The 23,396-nt window shown below is 69.7% G+C and carries 20 protein-coding genes; 16 read left to right on the forward strand and 4 right to left on the reverse strand.

Features of this window, described 5'->3' with window-relative positions; translation table 11 throughout:
• Positions 1-131: 131 nt before the first annotated feature.
• Complete coding sequence (locus ACIGCK_RS03320; RefSeq protein ID WP_396663755.1) at positions 132-926, reverse strand: CPBP family intramembrane glutamic endopeptidase; 795 nt, start codon at positions 924-926, stop codon at positions 132-134.
• 190 nt (positions 927-1,116) lie between these two features.
• Here ACIGCK_RS03320 and ACIGCK_RS03325 point away from each other — a divergent pair, with 190 nt between their 5' ends.
• The 10 genes from ACIGCK_RS03325 (at position 1,117) to typA (ending at position 15,107) form a co-directional block, all read left to right on the forward strand.
• A complete protein-coding gene (locus ACIGCK_RS03325) occupies positions 1,117-2,736 on the forward strand; it encodes an ABC transporter substrate-binding protein (RefSeq protein ID WP_396663756.1) in 1,620 nt (539 codons plus the stop codon).
• 155 nt (positions 2,737-2,891) lie between these two features.
• On the forward strand, positions 2,892-3,821 hold the full coding sequence (locus tag ACIGCK_RS03330) for an ABC transporter permease (protein WP_396663757.1): 930 nt from the start codon (positions 2,892-2,894) through the stop codon (positions 3,819-3,821).
• Positions 3,811-4,758: an ABC transporter permease gene (locus tag ACIGCK_RS03335; protein ID WP_396663759.1), complete on the forward strand. Its 948-nt coding sequence runs from the start codon at positions 3,811-3,813 to the stop codon at positions 4,756-4,758. The genes ACIGCK_RS03330 and ACIGCK_RS03335 overlap by 11 nt, the downstream gene beginning before the upstream one ends.
• The gene (locus tag ACIGCK_RS03340) at positions 4,755-6,419 is read left to right on the forward strand and encodes an ABC transporter ATP-binding protein (RefSeq protein WP_396663761.1); all 1,665 of its coding nucleotides are present in this window, start codon (positions 4,755-4,757) and stop codon (positions 6,417-6,419) included. Before ACIGCK_RS03335 ends, ACIGCK_RS03340 begins: the two co-directional genes overlap by 4 nt.
• On the forward strand, positions 6,416-7,003 hold the full coding sequence (locus ACIGCK_RS03345) for a PH domain-containing protein (RefSeq protein WP_396663763.1): 588 nt from the start codon (positions 6,416-6,418) through the stop codon (positions 7,001-7,003). The genes ACIGCK_RS03340 and ACIGCK_RS03345 overlap by 4 nt, the downstream gene beginning before the upstream one ends.
• Positions 7,004-7,261: 258 nt before the next feature.
• Entirely contained in the window at positions 7,262-8,245 is a 984-nt protein-coding gene (locus tag ACIGCK_RS03350) for an ABC transporter permease (protein ID WP_396664009.1), read from the forward strand.
• Position 8,246: 1 nt separating this feature from the next.
• Complete coding sequence (locus ACIGCK_RS03355; protein ID WP_396663765.1) at positions 8,247-9,170, forward strand: ABC transporter permease; 924 nt, start codon at positions 8,247-8,249, stop codon at positions 9,168-9,170.
• Positions 9,171-9,216: 46 nt separating this feature from the next.
• Positions 9,217-11,307 carry a dipeptide ABC transporter ATP-binding protein gene (locus ACIGCK_RS03360; protein WP_396664011.1) on the forward strand — a complete coding sequence of 697 codons (2,091 nt, stop codon included), beginning with the start codon at positions 9,217-9,219 and terminating at the stop codon, positions 11,305-11,307.
• A 65-nt stretch (positions 11,308-11,372) separates the two neighbouring features.
• A complete protein-coding gene (locus tag ACIGCK_RS03365; protein WP_396663766.1) occupies positions 11,373-13,052 on the forward strand; it encodes an ABC transporter family substrate-binding protein in 1,680 nt (559 codons plus the stop codon).
• A 153-nt stretch (positions 13,053-13,205) separates the two neighbouring features.
• Positions 13,206-15,107: a translational GTPase TypA gene (gene typA / locus ACIGCK_RS03370; RefSeq protein WP_330171369.1), complete on the forward strand. Its 1,902-nt coding sequence runs from the start codon at positions 13,206-13,208 to the stop codon at positions 15,105-15,107.
• A 15-nt stretch (positions 15,108-15,122) separates the two neighbouring features.
• Here the strand turns inward: typA and ACIGCK_RS03375 are convergent, their stop codons facing one another.
• On the reverse strand, positions 15,123-16,250 hold the full coding sequence (locus tag ACIGCK_RS03375) for a serine hydrolase domain-containing protein (protein ID WP_396663768.1): 1,128 nt from the start codon (positions 16,248-16,250) through the stop codon (positions 15,123-15,125).
• 81 nt (positions 16,251-16,331) lie between these two features.
• On the opposite strand from ACIGCK_RS03375, the gene ACIGCK_RS03380 reads away from it, so the two are divergent.
• The 6 genes from ACIGCK_RS03380 (at position 16,332) to ACIGCK_RS03405 (ending at position 20,800) form a co-directional block, all read left to right on the forward strand.
• Positions 16,332-17,090: an AzlC family ABC transporter permease gene (locus tag ACIGCK_RS03380; RefSeq protein WP_396663770.1), complete on the forward strand. Its 759-nt coding sequence runs from the start codon at positions 16,332-16,334 to the stop codon at positions 17,088-17,090.
• Positions 17,087-17,401 (forward strand): AzlD domain-containing protein, encoded by a 315-nt coding sequence (locus ACIGCK_RS03385; protein ID WP_330171372.1) that lies wholly within the window; start codon positions 17,087-17,089, stop codon positions 17,399-17,401. The genes ACIGCK_RS03380 and ACIGCK_RS03385 overlap by 4 nt, the downstream gene beginning before the upstream one ends.
• Positions 17,402-17,420: 19 nt before the next feature.
• Positions 17,421-17,801, forward strand: coding sequence for a DUF6113 family protein (locus tag ACIGCK_RS03390; RefSeq protein WP_396663773.1), 381 nt, complete (start codon positions 17,421-17,423; stop codon positions 17,799-17,801).
• 63 nt (positions 17,802-17,864) lie between these two features.
• Complete coding sequence (fdxA, locus tag ACIGCK_RS03395) at positions 17,865-18,185, forward strand: ferredoxin (protein WP_330171374.1); 321 nt, start codon at positions 17,865-17,867, stop codon at positions 18,183-18,185.
• A 2-nt stretch (positions 18,186-18,187) separates the two neighbouring features.
• The gene (gene dapC, locus ACIGCK_RS03400) at positions 18,188-19,300 is read left to right on the forward strand and encodes a succinyldiaminopimelate transaminase (protein WP_396663775.1); all 1,113 of its coding nucleotides are present in this window, start codon (positions 18,188-18,190) and stop codon (positions 19,298-19,300) included.
• A gap of 204 nt (positions 19,301-19,504) precedes the next feature.
• Entirely contained in the window at positions 19,505-20,800 is a 1,296-nt protein-coding gene (locus tag ACIGCK_RS03405) for a citrate synthase (RefSeq protein WP_396663777.1), read from the forward strand.
• Between the two features lie 226 nt (positions 20,801-21,026).
• On the opposite strand, the gene ACIGCK_RS03410 is transcribed toward ACIGCK_RS03405, so the two are convergent.
• Entirely contained in the window at positions 21,027-22,346 is a 1,320-nt protein-coding gene (locus tag ACIGCK_RS03410) for a DUF222 domain-containing protein (RefSeq protein WP_396663779.1), read from the reverse strand.
• Positions 22,347-22,413: 67 nt separating this feature from the next.
• Positions 22,414-23,370 (reverse strand): 2,3,4,5-tetrahydropyridine-2,6-dicarboxylate N-succinyltransferase, encoded by a 957-nt coding sequence (gene dapD, locus ACIGCK_RS03415; RefSeq protein WP_330171378.1) that lies wholly within the window; start codon positions 23,368-23,370, stop codon positions 22,414-22,416.
• Positions 23,371-23,396 lie beyond the last annotated feature (26 nt).

Consider the following 23,396-nt stretch of genomic DNA (forward strand, 5'->3'; position numbering starts at 1 on the left):
CTCGCCGGGTGGCGAGATGGGGAGAAGCGTGCGCGGTGGGCGACACACCGGATTTGCGCCGAAACACCAGCCGAGGACCGATGTGTCGGCGCAGACGTGGTGTCTCGCGGGCGGGGCGGGGCGGGGCGGGGTCAGGGCGAGGGGGTCGGCGTCGGGGTGCCCGACGGCGCGGGGACGGGGCCGAAGACCCCCGGCCAGAGCGCAGCCGCAAGCGGATACCCGACGAACGCGATGACGTCGATGAGGGTGTGCGCGATCACGAGCGGCATGACCCGCCCCCACCGCTTGTAGCACCAGCCGAAGACGATCCCCATCACGAAGTTGCCGATGATCGGGCCGAAGCCCTGGTATGCGTGGTAGGCCGCGCGAAGCGTCGCCGACGCGATGATGATCGGCCACCACCCCCACCCCAACCGGCGCAGGCGGTCGAAGAGGTAGCCGAGTATGATGACCTCTTCGAGCAGCCCCGCGCGCAGTGCGGAGAGCACCAGCAGCGGCACTGCCCACCACGCGGCATCCAGCGGCGAGGCCTGCACCGCCACCGTCGCGCCGAGCGCCCGTCCCGCGGCGTAGAGCCCGAGGCCCGGCACCCCGATGAGGAGGATGAGGAGGATGCCGCGGCCCGCGTCGCCTCCGAAGCGGGTGAAGTCCAGCCCGATCCGCCGCAGCGCGTTCGATCCCGGCTCCCACAGCAGGTAGACCACCAGCGCGACCAGCGCCAGGTCGAAGAACACCGACAGGAACTGGTACAGCGCATCCCAGAGGGCCGCGTCGTCGCGGGAGGGATTGAGGGCGGTCTGCTGCTGTCCGAGGGGCACCGAGATCGTCAGCCGTCGCACGAGCGTGAGCACGGAATACAACGCCGACTGGCCGAGCGTGACGGCGAGAACGATACCCAGTTCCCAACGCAGCCGGACCCGGTTCAACGGCGGATTCACAGCGGGATGGGGAGTCACCTCGTCAGATTGCCATATCCGCACGGCACTGAGTAAAGGCTATGTAACGGTTCTGACGATGATTTGGAGCAATCGGATCAGCGTGCCTAAGGTTTCCCCATCCCGCTCGGCTCACCTCCGTGACGCCTGGGCGAAAACAACCTTTCTTCATGGAGGAACAGTGAAGCGCAACAGAATCGCCCTCTCCGGGCTCGCGCTGCTGGGCGTCGGCGGGCTCACGCTCGCAGGCTGCGCCAGCGGCGGCACCGATGAAGGCACCGACGGGGGCGCGAGCGCCGCGATCATCACGACCAACGGCTCGGAGCCCGAGAACCCGTTGATCCCCACCGCCACCAACGAGGTCGGCGGAGGCAAGATCCTCGACGCGATCTTCGCGGGTCTGGTCTCGTACGAGGCCGACGGCACCCCCGTCAACGACATGGCCGAGGAGATCGTCGTCGACGACCCTCAGAACATCACCGTGAAGATCAAGGAGGGCCAGTTCTTCACCGACGGTGAAGAGGTCACGGCCGACAACTTCATCAACGCCTGGAACTACGGCGCTCTGCTGTCGAACGAGCAGTACAACAGCTACTTCTTCGAGGACATCGAGGGCTTCAGCTACGACGAGGACTCGGAGCTCACCGGCCTCGAGCAGGTGGACGAGTACACGTTCACGATCGCGCTGAACAAGCCGGCCTCGGACTTCCCGCTGCGCCTGGGCTACTCGGCCTACTACCCGCTTCCCGACGCCGCATTCGAGGACATGGATGCGTTCGGCGAGAGCCCGATCGGCAACGGTCCGTACATGCTCGCCAGCGAGGACGCGTGGCAGCACGACGTGCAGATCGACCTCGTCAAGAACGAGGAGTACCAGGGTGTGCGCCAGGCGGCCAACGGCGGCCTGACCATCAACTTCTACGCGACGCAGGATGCCGCGTACGCCGACCTGCTGGGCGGCGAGGTCGACGTGATCGACGCGATCCCGCCGTCGTCGCTGGCCTCCTTCGAGTCGGACCTGGGCGACCGCGCGGTCAACCAGCCGGCCGCGGTGTTCCAGTCCTTCACGATCCACTCCGAGCTGCCGCACTTCTCCGGCGAGGAAGGCGAGCTCCGCCGCGCCGCCATCTCGATGGCGATCAACCGCGAGGAGATCACCGACACGATCTTCCAGGGCAGCCGCACCCCCGCGAGCGACTTCACGTCGCCCGTCATCGACGGCTGGACCGACTCGCTCGAGGGCGCCGATGTCCTGGAGTACAACCCCGAGGAGGCCCAGGCCCTGTGGGCGGAGGCCGACGCCATCTCCCCGTGGGAGGGCACCTTCCAGATCGCGTACAACGCCGACGGCGGCCACGACCAGTGGGTCGACGCCGTGTCGAACTCGATCCAGAACACCCTCGGCATCGACGCGTCGGGCGCGGCCTACCCCACCTTCGCCGAGCTGCGCGAGCTGGTGAACTCCCGCACCATCACGACGGCGTTCCGCACCGGCTGGCAGGCCGACTACCCGGGTCTGTACAACTTCCTCGGGCCGCTCTACGCGACCAATGCGGGCTCCAACGACGGCGACTACTCGAACCCCGAGTTCGACGCCCTGCTCGCCGAGGGAATCTCGACGGATGACCAGGAGGCCGCCAACGAGCTGTTCCAGCAGGCGCAGGAGATCCTCCTCGCCGATCTGCCGGCCATCCCGCTCTGGTACTCGAACGTGACCGGCGGATACGCCGACACCGTCGAGAACGTGGAGTTCGGCTGGAACTCGGTTCCGCTCTACCACGAGATCACGAAGGGCGAATAGGCTCGATCTCACCTCGCGAGGCGGTGACGACCACGTCACCGCCTCGCGACATGTTTCCCCGGGGTATCGCGCGTCGCACCCGAGGCGGCACGATGCTCTCAGGGCGCCCACGTGAATCCCGCGTGCGCGCCCGATGATCTCGGAGGGAGAAGAGGGTGGCCAGCTACATCCTCAGGCGACTGCTGCAGGTGATCCCGGTCTTCTTCGGGGCCACGCTGCTCATCTATTTCATGGTCTTCGCCATGCCGGGGGACCCGATCCTCGCCCTCTTCGGCGACCGGACCCCCAACCCGAACCTGCTCGAGCAGATCCGGGAGCAGTACCACCTGAACGACCCGTTCATCGTGCAGTACTTCTACTACATCCTGGGCGTGTTCCAGGGCGACTTCGGCGTGAGCTTCTCAGGCCAGCCGGTCGCCGACGTCCTCGCGCGCACGTTCCCGGTGACGCTGCGCCTCGCGGTCATGGCCATCGCGATCGAGCTCGTGCTGGCGGTCATCATCGGCACCATCTCGGGCATCCGCAAGGGCAAGGTCTTCGACAACACCTCGCTCGTCATCGCCCTGATCTTCGTCGCGGTGCCGATCTTCGTGCTCGCATTCCTCGCGCAGTACTTCCTCGCGATCCAGCTCGGCTGGTTCCGCCCCACCGTCGGGGCGCAGAACGACTGGGGCGACCTCTGGCTCCCGGCGATCGTGCTGGGCCTGAGCCTCTACGCCACGAGCATGCGGCTCACGCGCGCCTCCGTCATCGACACCCTCAATCAGGACTGGGTGCGCACCGCCTACAGCAAGGGACTGCCGCGCCGCCGCGTCGTCCCCGTGCACGTGTTGCGCAACTCCCTCCTGCCGGTCATCACCAACTCGGCCACCAACTTCGGTGTGCTCATGGTCGGCGCGACCGTCACGGAGGGCATCTTCAACGTCCCGGGCGTCGGCCAGACCCTGTACTCCGCCGTCACCCGGCAGGAGGGGCCGACCGTGGTGTCCTTCGTCACGGTGTTCGTGATCTTTTACGTGCTGGTCAACCTCGTGGTCGACCTGCTCTACGGCCTGCTCGACCCGAGGATCCGCTATGCCAAGTGATCAGCTCTCGCCGAACCACTACGTCGCCCCGGCCAAGAGCGCCGAGGTCACGGTGGACGCCGTGCGCGTCGACGCCAAGCCCAGCAGCCTGTGGCGGGATGCCTGGACCGACATCCGCCGCCGCCCGACGTTCTGGGTGACCAGCGTCGTCGTGGTGGTCGTCGTGCTCATGGCGATCTTCCCGACCCTGTTCACGCAGGTGCCGCCCGATCGCGAGTGCTTCCTGAGCAATTCCAACGGCGGACCCGCGCCGGGGCATCCCCTCGGCTTCACCTTCCAGGGCTGCGACATCTGGTCGCGCCTCGTGTGGGGTGCGCGCACGTCGCTCGTCGTGGGTCTGCTCGCGACCCTGATCGGGACCGTGATCGGAACGGTGATGGGCGCCCTCGCCGGTTTCTACGGCGGGTGGCTCGACTCGATCCTCTCGCGGATCGGCGACATCTTCTTCGCGATCCCCTACATCCTCGCGGCGATCGTCGTGATGAGCGTCTTCTCGCAGAACCGCACGCCGCTCGTGCTGGCCTTCGCGATCGGCGGTTTCGCATGGGCGTCGACCGCGCGCGTCGTGCGAGCGGAGGTGCTGCGGGTGCGTCAGGCCGACTTCGTGATGGCCTCGCGCGCGCTCGGCCTCTCGCGTTTCCGCACTCTGGTCTCGCACGTGCTCCCGAACGCCTTCGCCCCCGTGCTCGTCATCGCGACGATCACGCTCGGTGCGGCGATCTCGGCCGAAGCGACCCTGTCGTTCCTGGGTGTCGGTCTCGGCAGCGACACGATGTCGTGGGGACTGGACATCAGCCAGGCGCAGTCGTCGCTGCGCGTGGCGCCGATGGCCCTCATCTACCCCTCGATCGCCCTCACCGTGACGATCCTGGCATTCATCATCCTGGGCGAACTGCTCCGAGACGCCCTCGACCCGAAGGCGAGGGCCCGCCGATGAGCGTCGACTCCCAGACCCCGCTGCTGTCCATCCGCGAGCTGACCGTCGCCTTCGACGCGGGCAAGACGTCGCGTCAGGTGCTGCACGGCGTGAGCCTCGACATCCACCCCGGCGAGACGGTGGCGATCGTCGGCGAGTCCGGCTCAGGCAAGTCGACGACCGCGTCGGCCATCATCAACCTGCTCCCGGGCACGGGGCACGTCACGGGAGGCTCGATAACCCTGGAAGGGCGTGAGCTGACCGAGCTGTCGCTGTCGCAGATGGAGAAGGTGCGCGGGCGCGAGATCGGCTACGTGCCGCAGGACCCGATGTCGAACCTCAACCCCGTGTGGAGCATCGGCTTCCAGGTCAAGGAGGCGATCCGTGCGAACGGCATCGCCACGGGCCGCCGCGAGGTCGAGCAGCGCGCCATCGAGGTTCTGAAGCAGGCCGGACTGAAGGATGCCGAGCGCCGGCTCCACCAGTTCCCGCATCAGTTCTCGGGCGGCATGCGTCAGCGGGCCCTGATCGGCATCGGCCTCGCCGCCGATCCCAAGCTGCTCATCGCCGACGAGCCGACCTCGGCGCTCGACGTCACGGTGCAGCGGGTCATCCTCGACCACATGGCCTCGCTCACCCGCGAGCGCGGCACCGCCGTGCTTCTCATCACGCACGATCTGGGTCTTGCCGCCGAGCGCGCCGACACGATCATCGTGATGAACCAGGGCGAGATCGTCGAGTCGGGGCCGAGCCGGGAGATCCTCGAGGACCCGCGGCATCCCTACACGCAGCGCCTCGTCGCGGCGGCCCCGAGCCTCGCCTCCCAGCGGATCCAGGCCACCGTCGAGGACCGGGGGCCGGCGCGCGGCGTCGACGCCGCCGAGCCTCCCGCCGTCGTCGTGACCGACCTGGTCAAGGAGTACAAGATCCGTCGCGGCGGGTTCCGCAGCGAGCCGTTCCGCGCCGTCGACGGCGTCTCGTTCGAGATCCCGCGGGGCAAGACCCTCGCCCTCGTGGGCGAGTCCGGGTCCGGGAAGTCCACGATCGCGAAGATGGTCCTCGGGCTCGAGGATCCCACCTCGGGCTCGATCACGATCGACGGTGAGCGGACCGACGCGCTCTCCGGCCGGGAGTTCTTCGCGCTCCGCCGGCGCATGCAGCCGGTGTTCCAGGACCCGTACGGCTCCCTCGACCCGCTGCGCAACATCGGCAACACGATCTCCGAGCCGCTGCATATCCACGGGGTGGGCGACGCGGCCTCTCGGCGCGCCCGGGTGAAGGAGCTGCTCGAGCAGGTCGCCCTGCCGCAGGAACTCGCCTCGCGCTATCCGAACGAGCTCTCCGGCGGTCAGCGCCAGCGCGTGGCGATCGCGCGGGCGCTCGCCCTCAAGCCCGACATCGTCGTGCTGGACGAGGCGGTGTCGGCGCTCGACGTGCTCGTGCAGGACCAGATCCTGCAGCTGCTGGCCGACCTGCAGTCCGAGCTAGCGCTGACCTACCTGTTCATCACGCACGACCTCGCCGTCGTCCGGGTCGCTGCCGACCTGGTATGCGTGATGGAGCATGGGAAGCTCGTGGAGCAGGGAACGGTGGACCAGATCTTCGCCGCTCCGGCCGAGGAGTACACGCGGCGCTTGCTCGACGCGATCCCCGGCGCATCCATCCCTCTCGGCGGCCGATGAGGCGCGCGACTCCGACTCCCGACGGACGGGTCTTCCGATCGCCGTCGGGAGTCGTCGCGTTCGTCGTGGCGGCCGCGGTCGCTGTGCTCCTGCTGGGGGATGCCGCGGTGCGTGCGGGGGTGGGGGAGATGCTCCTGCTGGCCCCCTGGATCCTGCTCCTGCTCTGGGGTGCATACGTCTTCGTCTATGCACCCCGCGTGCGCATCGACCGCGACGGCATCCGGCTCCACAACATCCTCCGGATCGTCGACGTGCCGTGGGCGCTGGTGCGCGGCATCGACGTGCGGTGGCAGCTGGAGCTGACGCTTCAGGACGGCCGGGTCCTGCGCGCCTACGGCGGACCCGTGGCGGGGAGGCCGGGGCGACCCGCGCTCCGGCGATCGCCGGGGGAAGCCGAGCGGGTGCCCCCCGCGATCCGCGATCTCGCACTGATCCGCGAGCAGTGGCAGGACGCCCTCGAGCAGGGAACCGACTCGGCGGCCCCGGAGATCCGACGCGGCTGGGACGTTCCGGGGCTCGTCGCGCTGGCCGCGATCCTCGCGTGGGGGGTCATCGCTCTGCTGATCTCCGGCGGAACAAGCTGAGCGCTCTGCCTGAGCGGCGTGTGTCGATCCGTGCATTTCGAGCGGCGTGTCACAATGTTACGGTCGTGAGAAACACTCCCGGATTCATGCACCGACGCTGATATGCCGGGTTAGGGTCGACGAATCGGAGGAACCTCCGACGCGAGATTCCGCCCCGCGATTCGAGATCCGGACCGCGCCGCCTGAGAGACCGACGATGACGTTCCATTGGCCGACCGCACGATCCGACGCACGCGCACCACGCGCCGGGACCGCGCAGTGACGCTGTACATCGTCCGCCGGTTCGTCCACTACGCGATCCTGAGCCTCATCGCGACGTGCCTGGCATATGTGCTCGCGAGCGTGCTGCTCAAGCCCGCGGAGCGCTACTACGGCATGAACCCGAGGCCGCCCCAGACCTCGATCGAGGCGAGCCTCGATGCGATGGGTGTGAACCCCGCGGTACCGGTGCTCGTGCGGCTGTGGGACTGGCTCGTCGGCCTGTTCACCCGCTTCTCGCTCGGGGAGACCATCGGCGGCGCTCAGGTGACCGCGGAGATCGCGGCGCGCGCCGGCGCGAGTCTGCGCCTCCTGCTCATCGGCTCGATCATCGGCGCGATCCTGGGCGTGCTGCTCGGGGTCTGGGGGGCCGTGCGCCAGTACCGCGCGAGCGATCAGGCGGTGACCTACTCGTCGTACATCGTCTTCGCCACTCCCACCTTCGTCATCGGAGTGCTGTTGATGATCGCGGCGACGGGCCTGAACAACGCGGTCGTGACGCAGGTCATCCGCTTCACGGGGGAGTACACCGCCGGGATCTCGGGGGGCTGGTGGGACATCGCGCTCGACCGCGCGGTCCACCTGCTGCTGCCGACGATCGCCCTCGTCCTCATCGGCGCCGCATCCTATTCGCGCTACCAGCGCAGCGTCATGCTCGACGTGCTGGGCGCCGACTACATCCGCACGGCCCGGGCGAAGGGCCTTCCGCGCACCAAGGCCCTCTACCGGCACGGCGTGCGCATCGCCCTCATCCCGATGAGCACCTTCTTCGCGTACAGCTTCGGAACGCTCATCGCGGGATCCGCGATGCTCGAGATCGTCTTCTCCTGGCGCGGCATGGGCGAGTTCCAGCTGGACGCCGTGCTGCAGAACGACATCAACGCCGTCGCGGGATCGACCCTGTTCGTCGCCGTGCTCGTGCTGATGTCCTCGACGCTGTCCGAGGTGCTCTACGCCGCGCTCGACCCGAGGGTGAGGAGCTGACATGACCCTGCAGCAGGAGGCCATCGAGACGCCGCTCGACGCGACCGAGCCCGTCACCCAGACGCGCAGGCCCGTCTCGCGCCTGGCCCTGATCGGGCGGCGCCTGAGCCGGATGCCGCGGTTCTGGATCGGCCTCGGCGTGTTCGTCTTCATGGTGCTCTGGGCGGTCGTCGGCCCGCTCGCCTACCCGTACTCGCCGACGCAGCGCGACGCCCTGAACATGGGGATGGGCCCCACCCAGCTGCACTGGTTCGGGACGAACGCGATCGGGCAGGACATCTACGCCCAGACGCTCGCGGGGCTGCAGAAATCTCTTCTCATCGGGCTCATCGCGGGTGTCTCGGCAACGCTCATCGCGGCTTTCGTCGGCTCGCTCGCCGGATACCTCGGCGGCACGGCCGACAAGGTCATCGGCTGGGTCATCCACCTGCTCCTGGTGATCCCGTCGTTCTTCATCCTCGTGCTGCTGAGCCCGCTGACCCGCGGGCTGTCGTGGCTCGCGCTCACGTTCTTCCTCGCGATCTTCAGCTGGATGATCATGGCGCAGGTGGTGCGCAACCAGACGCGGTCGCTGCGCAATCGCGACTTCGTGCGGGCCGCCCGGTTCATGGGGATGCCCACGCGCAAGATCCTCAGCCGCCACATCATCCCGAACGTCGCATCGCTGCTCATCATCGATGCGACCCTCGGCATCGTCACGGCGATCATGGCCGAGACCTCGCTGTCGTACTTCGGCTTCGGAGTGCAGACGCCGGACGTATCCCTCGGCACGCTGCTTGCCGACGGCACATCGGCGGCCGTGACCCGGCCCTGGCTGTTCGTCTTCCCCGCCGGCGTGCTGATCCTCCTCCTGTTCGCGATCAGCCTCGTGGGCGACGCCCTGCGCGATGCCATCGACCCCACCTCGGAGGTGAACCGTGCGTGACGCCGCCTTCGCCGCCGACCCGTTCGCCGCCGCAATCGACCGCCGCATGCCGCTGCTCTCGGTCCGGGACCTCAGCGTCAGCTTCGCCCCCCGCGGCTCCGAGCCGGTGCGCGCCGTGCGAGGCATCTCGTACGACGTGCACCCCGGGGAGTTCCTCGGCATCGTCGGCGAGTCCGGTTCGGGCAAGTCCGTGTCCTCCCTCGCCGTCATGGGGCTGCTCCCGTCGACGGCGCGGATATCCGGCGAGATCGAGTTCGACGGCCGGTCCCTGCTGGGCATGGACGATGCCGGGCTCTCGCGCATTCGCGGGTCCGAGCTGGCGATGGTGTTCCAGGACCCGCTCTCGGCGCTCACGCCGGTGTACACCGTGGGCGACCAGATCGCGGAGGGCCTGCGACTGCACGATCGCTCCCTCTCGGCACCCGCCGCGGCCGCCCGCGCCGTCGAGCTGCTGAGGATCGTGGGGATCCCGGATGCCGAGCGCCGCGCCCGCGCGTTCCCGCACGAGTACTCGGGTGGGATGCGCCAGCGCGCGATGATCGCCATGGCGATCGCGAACGACCCGAAGATGATCATCGCCGACGAGCCCACGACGGCCCTCGACGTGACGATCCAGGCCCAGATCCTGGACGTGCTCGAGAAGGCCCGCGAGCTCACGGGCGCCGCCCTCGTGCTCATCACGCACGACCTCGGCGTCGTCGCGGGTCACGCCGATCGCGTGGGCGTCATGTACGCCGGCAAGCTCGTGGAGATGGGCACCACCGAAGAGGTCTTCCACGCGCCCCACATGCCGTACACGATCGGGCTGCTGCGCTCGGTGCCGAACATGCTGACGGCCGGCTCGCAGCGCCTCGTGCCCCTCGAAGGACGACCGCCGTCGCTGTCCGACCTGCCGCCGGGCTGCCCGTTCGCGGCGCGCTGCCCCGTCGCGCTGCCGGAGTGCCGGGACGTCGAGCCGGTCCTTCTCGACCACGACCCCGGCGCGGAGCCCCCGCACGTGGCTGCCTGCATCCGCTCCGGCGAGATCGCCCGGGGCGAGCTCGACCGCGCCGAGGTCTTCCCCCGCCCCGAGCCGCTGCCCGCCCCCGCCGCATCCGAGGACACCGCCGCCGCGGTCGTCGAGGTCGAGGACCTCGTGCGCCACTTCCCACTCATGAAGGGCTCGATCTTCCCGCGTCGCATCGGCACCGTGCGTGCCGTCGACGGGGTGTCCTTCTCCCTGCGTCCCGGGCGAACGCTCGGCCTGGTGGGGGAGTCGGGGTGCGGGAAGACCACGACGATCCTCGAGATCATGGAGATGGTCCGGCCGCAGTCGGGGTCGGTGCGCATCGCCGGCACCGACATCGCCGAGGCGGGCAAGCGCGAGAAGAACGAGCTGCGCCGCGACATCCAGATCGTCTTCCAGGACCCGATGGGCGCGATCGATCCCCGCCTTCCGGTCGGCGAGGTCATCACGGAGCAGCTGTGGGTGCAGGGCGCCCCCAAAGCGGAGCGCGACGCGCGCGTGACCGAGCTGCTGGAGCTCGTGGGGCTCGACCCCTCGATGGCCGACCGCTACCCCCACGAGTTCTCGGGCGGCCAGCGTCAGCGCATCGGGATCGCCCGGGCGCTCGCGACCAACCCGTCCGTCATCGTCCTCGACGAGCCGGTCTCCGCCCTCGACGTGTCGATCCAGGCGGGCGTGATCAACCTGCTCGAGGACCTCAAGGTGCGCCTGGGGCTGTCGTACATCTTCGTCGCGCACGACCTCGCCGTCGTGCGGCAGATCGCCGACGACGTGGCGGTGATGTACCTCGGCCGGATCGTCGAGCAGGGGCCGATCGCGGAGGTGTTCGACACGCCGCGGCATCCGTACACCAAGGCTCTCATCTCGGCGGCGCCGATCCCCGACCCGCGCATCGAGCGGACCCGCACGCGCATCCTGCTGGAGGGGGATCTGCCGAGCCCCACGCGCGAGATCACGGGATGCCGCTTCCGCACCCGCTGTCCGCTGTATGCCCTCCTCGACGACGCGGCGCAGCAGCATTGCCGCACGCTCGATCCCGCCCTCGCGCCGCACGGGCGCGCCCGCGTCGCGTGCCACCACGCCGGCCGCTCCGGCATGGTCGACGAGGCCGCCCTCGCGACGGCCACCTGATCGTCCCGGGGTGCGGGCACCATCTCGCCCCGGGTCTTCCCCCGAAAAAACCGAGAGGAAATCACATGAGAATGCGCAACGCGAAGGCGTTCGGATCCCTCGCGATGCTGGGCGCCACCGCGCTCATCGTCGCGGGCTGCACCGCCGGCAACACCACCGCCCCGACCGACGCGGCGACCGATTCGACGCAGCTTCCTTCGACGGACTGGGTGCGCGCCGACGCCTCCGAGGTGCAGGACGGCGGCAGCGTCACGCTCGCCGTGAGCGCCCTGCCGGTCAACTTCAACATCTACCAGATCGACGGCAACGAGTCCGACACCAACGACATCGTCGAGACGACGCTCGGCGGCCCCATCAAGATCGACGAATCCGGCAGTCCCGTCCTCAACGAGGACTACGCGTCATCCGCGGAGATCACGAGCGAGGACCCGCAGGTCGTGGAGGTCCGACTCAACCCCGAGGCGGTCTGGGAGGACGGCACGCCCATCACCGTCGCCGACTACGTCGCGACCTGGCAGGCCAACAACGGCTCGAACGCGGAGTTCATCAACGTCTCCACCGCAGGGTGGGACCAGATCGAGTCGATCGAGGAGGGCGATGACGAATACCACGTCGTCGTGACCTTCTCATCGGTCTATGCCGACTGGCAGAGTCTGTTCACGAGCGTCCTCAAGGAGAGCGTCGCGAGCGATCCGGCGGCGTTCAACGAGGGCTTCCTCACCTCCGCCATGCCTTCTTCGGGGCCCTTCGTCATCACGAACGTGGACACGACGGGCCAGATCGTCACCGCCGAGCGCAACCCGCTGTGGTGGGGCGAGACACCCAAGCTCGACCGCATCCTGTTCCAGGCCGTGAGCCAGGATCAGCAGGGCTCGTCGTTCGCCAACGGCGAGATCGACGCCCTGTACATCTCCTCCAACGCCGACCTCTACGAGAGCGCCCAGGGCGTCGACGGGGCCGACATCCAGGCGACGAACGGCCTCACGTGGACCCACGTGACCATGAACGCCTCGGACGGTCCGCTCGCCGACGTCAACGTCCGCAAGGCCGTCGCCTCGATCGTGAACCGCGAGCAGATCGCCGCCGCGGCCAACACGCCCGTCGGGGTGCCGGCCGTCACGCAGGGCGACTACATCTTCATGGCGGGCCAGGAGGGCTACGAGGATGCCGCGCTGCCCTACGACCCCGAAGCGGGCGCCGCCTTCCTCGAGGAGGCCGGCTACACGCAGGAGGGCGAGGAGTGGGTCAGGGACGGCGAGACGCTCGAGCTGACCGTCACCGTACCCGCCGACACCGCCACGAACATCCAGCGCGCCGAGCAGGTGCAGGCCGACCTCGGCGAGTTCGGCATCCCCGTCGAACTCGTCACGGTCCCCGTCGCGGGCTACTTCAGCGACTACGTCATCCCCGGCGACTTCGAGATGGTCTCCTTCTCGTGGGTGGGCACGGCGTTCCCGATCTCGACGGCGGAGCCGCTGTTCTACCCGCTCGACTCGGAGCAGAACTTCACCGGCACGACGGAGGAGGCGCTCGGGGACCTGTGGGACCGGGCGAACAGCGAGCTCGATCCGCAGGCCCGCATCGAGATCGCGAACGAGATCAACGAGGCGATCTGGGACTACGTGCCGATGTTCCCGATCGCACCGCTGCCCGAGGTGTGGGCGGTCGCCGATGGTCTGGTCAACTACGGTGCGACGCAGTTCGAGACGATCGACTGGACCCTCGTGGGCTGGGCCGCCGAGTAATCCGCGGCATCCGCTCGTCGAACGGGGCGGGATCCTTCACCGGGTCCCGCCCCGTTCGACGTCTTCCCGGTCGTCGGCAGCCTCTCGGGAGGCCTGCGGTAGTCTGGAACGGCCGGAATTCCGGACATCTCCCTCCACGCAAGGACCACCGTCATGGCGCGCGCCCTCCGATCCGACCTCCGCAACGTTGCGATCGTCGCCCACGTCGACCACGGCAAGACGACCCTCGTCGACGCCATGCTCCGCCAGACGGGCTCCTTCGGCGAGCACTCGCACGTCGAAGAGCGCGCGATGGACTCGAACGACCTCGAGCGGGAGAAGGGCATCACGATCCTCGCCAAGAACACGGCGATCACGTACAACGGCGCACACACCGAGTCGCCCGTGACGATCAACGTCATCGACACCCCGGGCCACGCCGACTTCGGCGGCGAGGTCGAGCGCGGCCTGTCGATGGTCGACGGTGTCGTGCTGCTGGTGGATGCCTCGGAGGGCCCCCTGCCGCAGACCCGCTTCGTGCTGCGCAAGGCGCTCGAGGCGAAGCTCCCCGTCATCCTGCTGGTGAACAAGACCGACCGCCCCGACGCGCGCATCGTCGAGGTCGAGGAGGAGAGCCACGACCTGCTGCTGGGCCTCGCCTCCGACCTCGTCGACGACGTGCCCGACCTCGATGTCGACGCACTGCTCGACGTGCCGGTCGTCTACGCCTCGGGTCGCGCGGGCGCGGCCTCGCGCAACCGCCCCGACAACGGCGCCCTTCCCGACAACGACGACCTCGAGCCCCTCTTCGAGGCGATCCTCGAGCACGTGCCCGCGCCCTCCTACGACGACGAGGCGCCCCTGCAGGCGTGGGTCACGAACCTCGACTCCAGCCCGTTCCTCGGCCGCCTCGCCCTCCTCCGGGTCTTCAACGGCACGCTCAAGAAGGGGCAGACGGTCGCGTGGGTGCGCTCCGATGGCACCACGAGCAACGCCCGCATCACCGAGCTGCTCAAGACGCGGGCGCTCGAGCGCTACCCCGCGGATGACGCGGGTCCGGGAGACATCGTCGCCATCGCGGGCTTCGAGGACATCACGATCGGCGAGACGATCGCCGACCCCGAGGACGTCCGTCCCCTCCCCGCCATCACGGTCGACGACCCCGCCATCTCGATGACGATCGGCACCAACACGTCGCCCCTCGTCGGCAAGGTCAAGGGCCACAAGCTCACCGCGCGCATGGTCAAGGACCGCCTCGACCGCGAGCTGATCGGCAACGTCTCGCTCAAGGTCGTCGACATCGGACGCCCGGACACATGGGAGGTGCAGGGTCGCGGTGAGCTGGCCCTCGCGATCCTGGTCGAGAACATGCGTCGTGAGGGATTCGAGCTGACCGTGGGCAAGCCGCAGGTCGTCACCAAGCAGATCGACGGCAAGACGTACGAGCCCTTCGAGCACCTGACGATCGACGCCCCGGAGGAGTACCTCGGCGCGATCACGCAGCTGCTCGCCGCGCGCAAGGGTCGCATGGACAACATGACCAACCACGGCACCGGCTGGGTGCGGATGGAGTTCGTCGTCCCCTCGCGCGGTCTGATCGGCTTCCGCACCGAGTTCCTGACGACCACCCGCGGCACCGGAATCGCGAACGCGATCTCGCACGGCTACGAGCCCTGGGCAGGTCCGATCGTCACGCGCCAGAACGGCTCGATCGTCGCCGACCGCTCGGGAGTCGTCACGCCCTTCGCGATCATCGGCCTGCAGGAGCGCATGTCGTTCTTCGTGCAGCCGACGCAGGAGGTCTACGAGGGCATGGTCATCGGCGAGAACTCGCGCGCCGACGACATGGACGTCAACATCACGAAGGAGAAGAAGCTCACGAACATGCGAGCTTCGACCTCCGACTCCTTCGAATCGATGACCCCGCCGCGCCAGCTCTCGCTCGAGGAGAGCCTCGAGTTCGCGCGCGAGGACGAGTGCGTCGAGGTCACGCCCGAGATCGTCCGCATCCGCAAGGTCAACCTGGACGCGAACGAGCGCGCCCGCGCGACGGCCCGCCTCAAGCGCCAGGGCTGAGCGCCGCCGCGCCCGTCAGGGCGCCTCGAGCACCAGCTCTTCGAGGTCCTCGAGCAGGTGGGCGGGCAGATCGCCGTCCTCGCCCGTCGCGTTGAGCAGGATCGCCACGGCGGTCTCGCTCTCCGCGTGGTACATCGCGAGGGCCTGGTAGCCGAGGCCGTTGCCGGTGTGCCCGATCCAGTCGCCGATGCGTCCGATCCCGAGGCCGTACTCGTCGTACTCGGGGCTCTGCGGATCGGATGCCGTGGGCCCGAACGCCGAGAGGCGGGTCTCGAACGTCTCGTCCTCCAGCAGCGCGCCCGTCCCGAGCGCCTGCGCCCACGCGGCGAGGTCGCCGGCCGTGCCGAACAGTCCGCCCGCGGCCGAGAACGCGCTCGCACGGACGGCGGGGAGCGGCTCGGCCGCGCCGTCCGTGAGCTGGAACGGTGTGGCCGCGGCATCCGGTGCAGCGCCGTCGCCGGGGTAGACGACGCTCTCGAGCCCGAGGGGCTCGGTCACGAGCTCCGCGACCGCCTGCGACCATGTGTCCATCGAAGCGTCGGCGACGAGCTCGCCGACGAGCAGCGTGTTCGTGTTGGAGTACTCGTACGACGTGCCGGGCGCGAACGACTCGGGAAGGCCCCGCACGAGGTCGAAGAGGTCGTCGTCCTCCCAGGCTCGCTCGGGGTCCGCGGTGATCTCCTCGATGAGGCCGGGCTGCGCGGAGTAGTTCGGTGTGCCCGCCGTCATGGCCGCGAGCTCCCACGGCGTCGCGTCGGCGGGTGACACGCCCTCCTCGGGGGCGGTCGTGGGAACGATGAGGTCGACCAGGCCCTCCTCGGCAAGGCGGAGCAGCACCGTCACGACGAACGACTTCGTGACGCTCCGGTAGCCGAAGACCGTCTCCTCCGTGACGGGGGTGCCCTCGTCGTCGGCGTCTCCGTGGGCGATGACCTCGGTGTCCTCGCCCCGCCGGATCGCGAGCGCGCCTCCCGGCACGCCCCGGGCGTCGATCAGCCCGGCGAACGCCTCCTCGAGGGTCGGCGGCTCGGTGGGCGCGGGTACGGGGGGTTCCGGTTCCGCGGTGCAGCCGGCCACCGCGGCCATCGCGGCGAGCGCGGCGACGGCCGCGCCGATGCGGACGGATCGGGAGGGAACCGGCATGGCCCCAGCGTAACGCGGCCGGTCCACGGGACTTCGGGTGGCCGGCGGGTGCGGCGGTGCGGGCCCGGTACGCTCGAACGAGTGAGCCCCGCCGACACCTCCCCCGTGGGCGCCGCGGACCCCCACGCGAGGCGGGCGTGGCGCCAGGCCCTGAGCGTCGCCCTGGCGACGAGCGCGTACGGCGTCTCGTTCGGGGCGCTGGCCGTGGCATCCGGCCTCGACGTCTGGCAGACGTGCGTGCTGAGCCTGCTGATGTTTACGGGCGGATCGCAGTACGCGTTCGTCGGCGTGATCGGCGCGGGCGGCATCGCCGCAGCACCCGCCGCGATCGCCTCGGCGGGGCTGCTCGGCGTGCGCAACGTGGCCTACGGCATGAGGATGTCTCCCGTCATCGGTCCCGGCGCCCTGCGACGCGCGGCCGCGGCCCACGTCACGATCGACGAGTCGACGGCCGTCTCGCTCGCCCAGACCACGCCCCGCGCCCGCACCCTGGGCTTCTGGCTCACGGGCTTCGCCATCTACATCGGGTGGAACCTGACGACCCTCGTGGGGGCGCTTCTCGGCGACGTGCTCGGCGATCCGCGCGCGTGGGGCCTGGATGCCGCGGCGGCCGCCGCCTTCCTGGCGCTGCTGTGGCCCCGCCTGCGCGGACGGCAGGCGATCGCGGTCGGCGCCGCCGCGGCGGTCGTGGCGACCGTGCTGACCCCTGGGCTCATGCCGGGCCTGCCCGTGCTCATCGCGGCCGTCGTGGCGATCGCGGTGGGCTGGGCGAACTGGCTCGGCGACGCGACGCCCCCGGGCGAGCCCGAAGACGTTCCCGAGCGGGAGGGTCTGCCGTGACGCTGTGGACCGCCGTGCTGCTCGCCTCCGTCATCTGCGTCGCCCTCAAGGCGGTCGGCTACCTCCTGCCGACCTCGTGGGTGGAGGCGCCTCGGCCCGCGCGCATCGCCGACCTGCTCACGGTGGCGTTGCTGTCCGCGCTCGTGGCCGTCCAGACGCTCGGGGCGGGGCAGGCGATCGCGGTGGATGCCCGGGTCCCCGCCCTCTTCGTCGCGGCCGGTCTGCTCATGATCCGCGCGCCTTTCCTCGTCGTCGTCGCTGCCGCGGCCGTGACGGCGGCGCTCCTGCGCCTGGCCGGGTGGGCGGCGTGAGCGGCGTAGGCTCGGGGGCGTGAAGCCCTCCCTCCCCGCACGCCTGGGCATGTGGGCGATCGCCGCCGTCGCAGGGGCGGTCTACGGGGTCGTCGGAACGGTCGCGCACGCGTCGGCCCTCGGCATCCTGCCGGTGGGGCTCGTGCTTTCGCTGATCGGCGCCGGATCGCTCGTGCTCGCGGTGCGCCTGCTCACCGACCGCCGCGCCGCGATCGCGACGACCGCGGGCATGACGCTGGCGATCGTCGTCTTCTCGGGGGAGGGGCCGGGAGGCTCGGTCATCGCGCCCGCCGGTCTTCCCGCCACGATCTGGACCATCCTGTGCCCGCTCGTCGCGGTGATGGTCGTGGCCTTTCCGCAGCTGCCCTCCGCCGCCCCGCGCTCGACCCCCTCGTCCTGACTCGCGATTGCCCTGTGTGTCGTCGCGGGGCGACTGCTGCGGCCGGGCACGTAGACTGCTCGTGTGACGTATGTGATCGCCCTCCCCTGTGTCGATGTGAAAGACCGGGCCTGCATCGACGAGTGTCCCGTCGACTGCATCTACGAGGGTGAACGCTCGCTGTACATCCACCCCGACGAGTGCGTCGACTGCGGCGCGTGCGAGCCGGTGTGCCCCGTCGAGGCGATCTACTACGAGGACGATCTGCCCGACGAGTGGTCCGACTACTACAAGGCCAACGTCGAGTTCTTCGACGACGTGGGCTCGCCGGGCGGCGCCGCGAAGGTCGGCGTGATCCACAAGGACCACCCGGTGATCGAGGCGCTGCCGCCGCAGGAACACTGACCGTGGGGGTCACCGGCCTTCCCGACTACCCGTGGGAGCAGGTCGCGCCCTACGCAGAGAGGGCGCGCGCGCACGCCGGCGGCATCGTCGACCTCTCGATCGGCTCGCCGGTCGACCCGACGCCCGCGCTCATCCGCCGTGCGCTCGCCGAGGCGACCGATGCGCACGCCTATCCGCAGACGATCGGCACGACGCCCCTTCGGGAGGCGATCGCCGCGTGGTTCTCCCGCCGCCGAGGCGTACCCGGTCTCGAAGCGCGTCACGTGCTGCCGACGATCGGCTCCAAGGAGCTCGTGGCGCTGCTGCCGCTGCTGCTGGGCGTGGGCGAGGGTGACGCCGTCGTGCACCCCCGCGCCGCCTACCCCACCTACGAGATCGGCGCGCGCGTCGCGGGCGCCGTGGCCGTGGCCGAGGATGACCCCGCGCGCTGGCCGGCGAACACGCGCCTCGTGTGGCTGAACTCCCCGGGCAACCCCGACGGGCGCGTGCTGGGCACCGGCGAGCTGCGGGCCGCCGTGCGGCGCGCACGCGAGCTCGGTGCGGTCGTCGCGAGCGACGAGTGCTATGCCGAGCTCGGGTGGGACGGGCCGTGGGCGAGCGAGCCGGTTCCGAGCGTGCTCGACCCGCGGGTGACCGGCGGAGACCTCGGCGGCCTGCTGGCGGTGTACTCGCTCAGCAAGCAGTCGAACCTCGCGGGCTATCGTGCCGCGTTCCTCGCCGGCGACGCCGACCTCGTCGCGACGATGGCGAACGTCCGCAAGCATCTGGGGCTCATGCTTCCCGCGCCGGTGCAGCACGCGATGACCCTCGCGCTCGGCGACGACGACCACGTCGCGCAGCAGAAGGAGCTGTACCGCGCGCGGCGCGACGCGCTACGCCCCGCGGTCGAGGCCGCGGGGTTCCGCATCGATCGCAGCGAGGCGGGGCTCTACCTCTGGGTCACCGAGGGCCGCGACGCGTGGGACAGCATGGCGCGCCTCGCCGATCTCGGCATCCTCGCGGGCCCCGGTCACTTCTACGGAGAGCACCACCCGCAGCACGTCCGGCTGTCGCTGACCGCCACCGACGAGCGGGTCGCGGCGGCGGCGCAGCGCCTGCGCGCGGCCGTTTCGTAGATATCCACCATCGATCGGTCGCAGGCTTGGCGGGTGCGTGAGTAGGCCGATCCTGAGGATAGGCTGTAGGAGCGCGGATGTCGCGGGGCCACCACCTGCAGCATCCGGACCCGAAGCCTGGGCGCACGATCGCCGGGTGCGGAGGGTCGGCCGCCCGTCCCGCGGCGGTGACACCCCGACGACGACAAATCGCAAGGAGGCGCCGTGAGCGATGCGGTCTCGCAGCCCGAGAAGGCAACCCTGACCCTCGGCGGCAAGACCGCCGAGTTCCCGGTGCTCCAGGGCACAGATGGCGTCCCGAGCGTCGACATCTCGACCTTCACGAAGCAGACCGGTCACACGACCCTGGACTACGGCTTCGTCAACACCTCGGCGACGAAGTCCGCCGTCACGTTCATCGACGGCGACCAGGGCATCCTGCGCTACCGCGGATACCCGATCGAGCAGTTGGCGACGCATTCGAGCTACCTCGAGGTGGCGTGGCTGCTCATCTACGGGGAACTCCCGACCGCCGACGAGCTGGCCGCGTTCGATGACCGCATCCGCCATCACACGCTGCTGCACGAAGACCTCAAGCGCTTCTTCTCGGCGCTGCCGCTGACCGCCCACCCCATGTCGGTGCTGTCGGCCGCGACCGCCGCGCTCTCGACCTACTACGAGGGCGAGTCCGACCCCAACAACCCCGAGCACGTCGAGCTCAACACGATCCGGCTGCTCGCGAAGCTCCCCGTCATCGCCGCGTACGCGCATAAGAAGAGCGTCGGGCAGGCCTTCCTCTACCCCGACAACTCGTTGAGCTTCGTCGACAACTTCCTCAAGCTCAACTTCGGTGTGCTGAGCGAGATCTACGACGTCAACCCCGTCATGACGCGGGCGCTCGAGCGTCTGCTCATCCTGCACGAGGACCACGAGCAGAACGCCTCGACGTCGACCGTGCGGCTCGTCGGCTCGACGGGGGCGAACCAGTTCTCCTCCATCTCGGCGGGCATCAACGCGCTCTACGGGCCCCTCCACGGCGGCGCCAACGAGGCGGTGCTCGCCATGCTGGCGCGCATCCGCGACTCCGGCGAGAGCGTCGAGCGCTTCGTGGAGCGCGTCAAGAACAAGGAGGACGGTGTCAAGCTCATGGGCTTCGGGCACCGCGTCTACAAGAACTACGATCCTCGCGCCAAGCTCGTCAAGGAGTCGGCCGACGAGGTGCTCGAGGCGCTCGGTGTGAGCGATCCGCTGCTCGACCTCGCGAAGCAGCTCGAGGAGATCGCCCTCAGCGACGACTACTTCAAGGAGCGTCGTCTGTACCCCAACGTCGACTTCTACACCGGCGTCATCTACAAGGCGATGGGGTTCCCGACCCGCATGTTCACGGTGCTGTTCGCGATCGGCCGGCTGCCCGGCTGGCTCGCGCACTGGCGCGAGATGCAGCAGGATCCGCAGACCAAGATCGGCCGCCCGCAGCAGCTCTACACGGGGGCGACGGAGCGCCGGTACCCGGGCGCCTGAGCCCACGGAAGATGCGAGAGGGGATGCCGCCGCGGCATCCCCTCTTCGCCTTCCTGGTGCGTGCGCGGGCTTTCGTCGTCGTGCGACGCACGTGCCATCCCGACGCTCCGGTGCCGTGCACCCGCTTGGGTGCCGTGCAGCCGCTTCGGTGCCGTGCAGTGTTCTCGCGTCGTCTGAGCGAGCGCGACTCCGTCGATCTGGACCGCGCGCACGTTTCGCGGTCGCGTCAGAACGGTGGTGGTTCGCCGTGCGCGTTCGCATGATGATCGTCGGGGGTGAATCGTACGTGTGGTGGTGTGGGTGGTTGGTCGGTGTAGGTGAGTCCGCCGGGTGAGGTCCATTCGAGCACGCCCCCGCCGTGTTGGGTGACTTTCCAGGCCGTTTCGCCTTTCAACGTGTGGTGTCTTCGGCACAGGTGGGCAAGATTCCCGGTGCAGGTTTGCCCGCCGTGGGCGTAGTCGATCGAGTGGTCGAGGTCGCATCGGTGGGCGGGCTGGCGGCAGCCGGGGAAGCGGCAGTGTCGGTCGCGGGCGCGGAGGTACCGTTTCATCTCCGCCGTGGGCGTGTATCGGTCGACGGCCATGACGCTTCCGGTGATGGGGTCGGTGAGGATGCGGTCCCATCCGGGTGCTCGGGCGGCCAGTTCCCGGGCGGTGTCGGCGTCGATGGGTGTTTTCCCGACCAGGTCGCCGGGTTCGGTGGTGACCCCGGCGAGGGTGAGGGCGGGGACGGTGACGTTGACGATCGCGGTGATCGCCCCGAGCCCGCCGTATCCGTCGGCCAGTCCTTCCCCGGTTTCGACGTTGGGGGTGGAGGTGAGGAGCATGTCGGCGGCGAGGTCGGCGCGGATCTGGTCGAGGGTGCGGGTGTCGGTGGGGTCGAGGTTCTTCACGGCTCGGGCTTGTTGGGTGAGCCGGTCGTGGATGCCGTCCACGAGCACCGCCGGGTGCACGATCGTGAGGGATCCCATGCCGTCTTCGAGCAGGGTCGTCCACACGCCCCGTCGTTCCCGGGCGGCCCGGTGCCGCTCGGTCAGCGAACCGGGTTGCAGGTCTTCCGCCACCGGCGCCAACGAGGCCCGAAGTCGCCGGGGCGTCATACCTTCGGCCTGTCGGACGGCTTCCGTCTCGAACGCCGCCCGCGCCTCCACATCCACGAGTGGTGTTCCGAGTTCGGTGATCACCCTTACGTGCCGGGCCCCGATCCGTCCCTCGCCCCACGCGGTCATCGCCGCCGGGAACTCCCGCACCACCACGGCCGCTTCGCCCATCTGTCGTTGCACCGCCCCGTCGGGCTCCCGCGCCGCGACCGCCAGCTCCGCCGCCACCGCCCGCACCGGAAGTTCGGCGTCCTTCGCCGACGCCCGGGGCAGCACTGCCACCCGCGACGCCGCCAGCTCGGCCGCCTCCGCCAGCACCCGCGCCACCGCGGCCTGAGCCACCGCTTCCGCCCGCCTTGCCGCGACGTAGCGTTCCGCGAGTTCCCGCGCGGCGAGATCCACGTCGTCGCCCCACGGGGTGGACGCCGACACCGGGTTCGAATGCATGTTCGAAACTATAGAACCAGCCTCCGACATCGCACCCGCGGCCGCTGCGCCCCGACGGGCCGGGGCCTCAGGCGTGCAGGGCCTCGTTCAGCGTCACCCCGACGCCCGAGCGACGCACGGCCTCCACGGCACCGGTCAGCGAGTTGCGCCGGAACAACAGGCCGGACACGCCCGACAGCTCGGCGCCCTTCACCACGCGGGGGCTGCCGTCGGCGGTGGCGGGCTCGTCGGCGAGGAGGATCTTCGAGCCGGCCGTCACGTAGAGCCCGGCCTCCACGACGCAGTCGTCGCCGAGAGAGATGCCGATGCCGGCGTTCGCGCCGAGCAGCGTGCGAGCGCCGATCGAGACGCGATGCGTGCCCCCGCCCGAGAGCGTGCCCATGATCGAGGCGCCGCCGCCGATGTCGCTGCCGTCTCCGACGACGACGCCCTGCGAGATGCGCCCCTCCACCATCGACGCGCCGAGGGTTCCGGCGTTGAAGTTCACGAAGCCCTCGTGCATGACCGTCGTGCCGGGGGAGAGGTAGGCCCCGAGGCGCACGCGGGAGGCGTCGGCGATGCGCACCCCGGGCGGCGTGACGTAGTCGGTGAGGCGGGGGAACTTGTCCACGCCCTGGATCTGGATGCCGTCGCGCATCAGCAGCGGTCGCAGGCGCGTCGCGTCATCCGGGTGCATGGGGCCCGCGTTCGTCCAGGCGACGTTCGGCAGGTGCCCGAAGACGCCCTCCAGGTTCACGTCGTTGGGCGTCACGAGCCGGTGCGAGAGCGCGTGGAGCCGAAGGTAGGCGTCGGACGTGGATGCCGGGGCCTCGTCGAGCGAGATCTCCACCGTCACCGCCTCGATCGACACCGCACGGCGGTCATCCGGCGCGGCGAGCCGGTCCAGCTCGTCGGAGACGATCGAGGCGTCGCGCCCCTGGGGCACGCGTCCGATGCGCGGACTGGGGAACCAGGTGTCGAGCACCGTCCCGTTCTCGGAGATCGTCGCGAGGCCTTCGCCCCACACGTGCCGTTCATCGCTCATACGTCAAGGCTAGCGGGGCGTCGCTT

This window comes from Microbacterium sp. NPDC078428 (assembly GCF_044542535.1).
Lineage (GTDB): Bacteria > Actinomycetota > Actinomycetes > Actinomycetales > Microbacteriaceae > Microbacterium > Microbacterium limosum.

What these genes read in the sequence shown, in the direction of transcription:
- typA (WP_330171369.1), top strand. Translation starts at nt 13,206, where the DNA reads ATGGCGCGCGCCCTCCGATCCGACCTCCGCAACGTTGCGATCGTCGCC.
- ACIGCK_RS03375 (WP_396663768.1), bottom strand. Translation starts at nt 16,250, where the DNA reads ATGCCGGTTCCCTCCCGATCCGTCCGCATCGGCGCGGCCGTCGCCGCG.
- ACIGCK_RS03345 (WP_396663763.1), top strand. Translation starts at nt 6,416, where the DNA reads ATGAGGCGCGCGACTCCGACTCCCGACGGACGGGTCTTCCGATCGCCG.
- ACIGCK_RS03340 (WP_396663761.1), top strand. Translation starts at nt 4,755, where the DNA reads ATGAGCGTCGACTCCCAGACCCCGCTGCTGTCCATCCGCGAGCTGACC.
- ACIGCK_RS03335 (WP_396663759.1), top strand. Translation starts at nt 3,811, where the DNA reads ATGCCAAGTGATCAGCTCTCGCCGAACCACTACGTCGCCCCGGCCAAG.
- ACIGCK_RS03355 (WP_396663765.1), top strand. Translation starts at nt 8,247, where the DNA reads ATGACCCTGCAGCAGGAGGCCATCGAGACGCCGCTCGACGCGACCGAG.
- dapD (WP_330171378.1), bottom strand. Translation starts at nt 23,370, where the DNA reads ATGAGCGATGAACGGCACGTGTGGGGCGAAGGCCTCGCGACGATCTCC.
- ACIGCK_RS03410 (WP_396663779.1), bottom strand. Translation starts at nt 22,346, where the DNA reads ATGCATTCGAACCCGGTGTCGGCGTCCACCCCGTGGGGCGACGACGTG.
- ACIGCK_RS03360 (WP_396664011.1), top strand. Translation starts at nt 9,217, where the DNA reads ATGCCGCTGCTCTCGGTCCGGGACCTCAGCGTCAGCTTCGCCCCCCGC.
- ACIGCK_RS03365 (WP_396663766.1), top strand. Translation starts at nt 11,373, where the DNA reads ATGAGAATGCGCAACGCGAAGGCGTTCGGATCCCTCGCGATGCTGGGC.